Source organism: Bifidobacterium mongoliense DSM 21395 (assembly GCF_000741285.1).
GTDB classification, from domain to species: Bacteria; Actinomycetota; Actinomycetes; order Actinomycetales; family Bifidobacteriaceae; genus Bifidobacterium; species Bifidobacterium mongoliense.
On the sequence record NZ_JGZE01000007.1, the window covers coordinates 1 to 4179 of the forward strand.

1 protein-coding gene and 1 pseudogene are annotated in these 4179 nt (G+C 56.8%); one reads left to right on the top strand and one right to left on the bottom strand.

All coding sequences use genetic code 11. The features are described 5' to 3' along the window. The first annotated feature begins 13 nt into the window (after positions 1-13). Positions 14-1233 (top strand): annotated as a pseudogene (locus BMON_RS09500) (ISL3 family transposase). 291 nt (positions 1234-1524) lie between these two features. Here BMON_RS09500 and BMON_RS03415 read toward each other — a convergent pair. After that, the gene (locus tag BMON_RS03415) at positions 1525-3696 is read right to left on the bottom strand and encodes an exo-alpha-sialidase (RefSeq protein ID WP_051917851.1); all 2172 of its coding nucleotides are present in this window, start codon (positions 3694-3696) and stop codon (positions 1525-1527) included. Positions 3697-4179 lie beyond the last annotated feature (483 nt).

Genomic DNA, 4179 nt, shown 5'->3' on the forward strand with positions numbered 1-4179 from the left:
GGACTGTACCACGTTGTTGTTCACCGCCGCCTTGCAGTTGCCTGATCCCTGGAGGGTTTCGGGTGTGGAGTTGCGTGACGGGGAGGGCGGCGGACGCGAATTGCACATCACGATCGGATTCGAGCCCGGCTCGCGTTTTTCTTGCCCGCATGCGGAGTGCGGGCGGGAGGCGTGCCCGATGCATGATGTCAGGAACCGGGTGTGGCGGCACTTGAACTTCTTCCGGTACCAGGCGTTCATCCACGCGGGCGTGCCGCGCGTATCATGCCCCGAGCACGGCGTGCGTGCGGTGCCGGTGCCGTGGGCCCGTCCAGGCAGCGGGTCCACTGTTGTTCGAGGCGATGGTCGTGGAGCCGGCGAAAAGCCAGCCGGTCGCGGACATAGCCGGGCAGGTCGGCGAACATGACACGGGATCGTGGCGGTTCATCGGACATGATGTGGACCAGGCCCGCCTGTACGGGGATCACACGGGCGTGGAGGCGATCGGCATCGACGGGACCAGCCGCAAAGGCCACCGGTACATCACCGTGCTCGCCGATCCGGCGGAGCGCAACGTGATCCGCGTGGTGCCCGGCAGGGACGCGAACACCGTCAAACGGTTCGCGTTGGATTTCATGGACCACAACGGTGACCCGAACCGGGTGGCACCGGTCACCTGCGACATGAGCCTGGGGTTCGCCAAGGGCATCCGCGGACACCTGCCCAACGCCGCCAAGGTGATCGACAAGTTCCATGTGATCAGGCACGCCAACGAGGCCGTCGACAAGGTCCGCAAGATGCAGGCCGGGCGCAACCCCCTGCTCAGGCGCACGGAATACCTGTGGCTGCGCAACGAGGAGGGCCCGACCGGGCTCCAGCTGGAGACCCAAGCATAACCTGCAGGAACAACGGGTCAGGACCGGACGCGCCTGCCGGATGCGCGGGACCCTCCAGGACATCCACGCCACCAGCACGAGCCGGATGCGGGCCGGAGCCGGGTTCCGGACATGGTGCTCGTGGGTGATGCACTCCCGTTTGGAACCCATGGAAACCCTCGCCCGCCGGATCCGTCGTCACTGGCGGGACATCCTCACGTATTTCGACCACCGGTGCACCAACGCGATCCTCGAGGGATTGAACGGCATCATCCAACACATCAAAACCCGAGCCCGCGGCTTGCGCAACATGGACCACTTCTCCACGATGATCCACCTGACCTGCGGCAAGCTCGACCTGGCCACCGTCACCATATAACCAGCCCACCCACACCAAACAGCGAAAGGCCAGAATTAATGACATATGCTGCAGTCATGTAGGCGCAGTATCGCGGCCTCCCGCGTGTTCGGCAAGAGGCGTACTAAAAGTGCGAGGAGTATCTCATTAAATATGACTGAAACGTCACGTATGTATCTGAATGGAGCCATGCGTGCTCGCACTTTTGGATGGCTAGACAGTTGGGATGGTGCGATATTTGTCGTTTGGCTATTGTGAATGTGGAGTGGCTCCGATTCTCTAGAGGTGCGAATCGGGGACCCCATGCAGAAGTTACTTCTTCCTCCTAACCCTTTGCCCTATAACAAGTGGTGCCCCGCAGAGCGATGCCAACATGACGATGGCCAACACGGTGGTGACGCTTGTGCCGGTTTTGGCGAGGGGATTGGCGTTCTTTCCTGCCGCAGTGGCGGACAGTGAGTTCTTTTTCGCCGTATTGCCCGTGGTTGTGTCCTGAGACGTACCGTTTGAATTTGTCCCACCAGAATTTGTGTCCTGCGTCGAATCGGTGTTCGAGTTTCCTGAGTTTCCATCAGTGCTCTCCTGCGCAATGACTTTCAGGGTACCCGAGCCCTCGATTCCTTCCAGATCGGTGTTTACGGCGAAGGAAGCGACGGCGGTATCTCCAACCTTGGCGGTGTCGGGAACATATACCTTGGCGGTCACCGTTGCGCTTTCCCCTGCGGCAAGCTTGCTGACGGTCACTTTCTCTGCCATCCACCCCTGTGGGACGCTGGGAGTGATGCCTACATTCGAGTAGTCTCTATTCCCAAGGTTGCTTACCGTCACCTGAACGGTATTCATACCTGTTGTCACTTCTGAGTCGACGCTCGCCGTGACGGGGAGGTAGCCAAGCCAATCGAGCGAGATCTTCGTGAATTTCATATCGTCAAGAGCAGAACCTTCATAGAACAAGCCGTAACCGCCACCTGCCTTGGCGTCGAAGGGAGCCAGAACCGAATAGCTCATAGCGCCAGATTTGAAGAGCTGCTGCTTCGCCCAGGTTTTTCCATCGTCAAAAGAGATTCGGATGAGTCCGTTCTTTCGTCCTTCCGGTGAGGCGGAAGAGTAGAGAAGAATCTTGGCGGCGGCTGATCCTTCTGCGGCGTTGGGGAAGGCACGAATAAGACCGGCGTTATTGGCGGGATCGGGAAGATTGGTGTCTTCGGTGACCTCTCCGTAAGTCTGGCCGCCGTCGTGGGAGTAGGCGATCTTACGGTATTTTCCGCCTGCGCTAGGACGGGAGTTCAACATTAAAGTGCCATCTGAAAGTTCAACGACCTTGTTCTCGTCCATTCCCGTTCCCACAGGTTTCCCGGCATGCCAGGTGGTGCCGTGGTCGTCCGAGTACACGGAAACCGCACTCATTGCACCGTTATTCCAGAAGGCATACTGCTGAACCAGTCGACCGGCGTACTCTCCGTATTTCATCTGAATGCCGCGCCCGGATGTTGCGAAGCGTGCTGCCCATGCGGTGGGGTCATCTGTGATATCGGAGGTAATGATTCGTGGCTTGCTCCAGGTCGCGCCATTGTCTTTTGAGCTGACAACAGATGCTTGGAGGACGTGTCGGTCATTCGGATCAACACCAAAGTCAGAGTTTACTAGTCCTCTTTCATAGGACTTGGTGGAGAAAAGAAACAGCTCACCGGTCTCCTCATCGGTGACAAGGGAAGGGTCTGAAAAACCATACTGTTCTTCCAATGTTCCTGTATGCCCTTGGATTGCTTCTTTCTGAGGCTCGAAGGATTTACCGCCGTCTTTTGAAATACGAACCATAATCGAATTGGGATTGGGAGAGTCTCGGCAAGAACCTGGTCTGCCATCGTAGGCAGCGATAATCCAGCCATTCGCTGCCTCGGTGAGTGCTGGAATCCTATAGCAGTAGTAGCCATATGCTCCTGCATGGTTGAGTGAGACGGCTTCGTTGTCCTCCCTCTCAGTGGGCGTGAACGAAGGATCAGGGCGTGATTCGTTGATGATGGCTATGGCCTCCCCATCGACGGTTATCCCATCCTGCACGATCTGCGAACCGTCACGGTCCAAAGTCGCTTTCCATGCGGTATGAGCGGTGAAGCTTCCCGCATCTGCGTCCTCTTGAGTAATGAGATGGCGAGCGGTTGTGCAGGTTTTGGTATCTCCTGCAGCGAGGTTGGCATAGCGGCAATTGGATGATTCCGTGGTCAATAGGCCGGTGAGATTACCGGCTGCGGGGAATGCGGTGATGGGGCTGGAGGTGTTGTTCGTGTAAGTAATGGTGTAGGCGATTGAGTCTCCAATGTAAACGGAGTCACCAAGATCGTCCGAGCGCTCCATCGTCACGGATAGAGCAGGTGAGGCGCCAGCGTCGTTAGCTTGCGCCGGTGCTACAGCAGCTAAAGACATAGTGGCTGTGGCAAGGGAAGCGACGACAGTAAGTGCGATTTTTCTAATCTTTCTCTGCATTAAAACCTCATTCTGTATAAATCTTCCTTGATATATATTTCATCAGACGTCATTTGTCTGACAAAAGGGATTATACCCTCGCTTTGAGGCAAAAAATCGCATAATCCTTACCGTGACTTGACTGCTGATCGAACTAAGTCTCGCGAGAATCGCCTTAAGTATTTTTGTGTGTATGAAAGTCACCTGTATAGAACAGCTATTGCAATCGGTCAGATAGTCATATGAAATTATTAGGCTTTTCGCTGTTTGGTGTGGGTGGCTGGTCGGGTGGAGGTGGCTGGCGGGTAGTTTGGGGGTATGGATACCACGTTGTTGTTCACCGCCGCCTTGCAGTTGCCTGATCCCTGGAGGGTTTCGGGTGTGGAGTTGCGTGACGGGGGAGGGCGGCGGACGCGAATTGCACATCACGATCGGATTCGAGCCCGGCTCGCGTTTTCTTGCCCGCATGCGGAGTCGCGGCGGGAGGCGTGCCCGGATGCATGA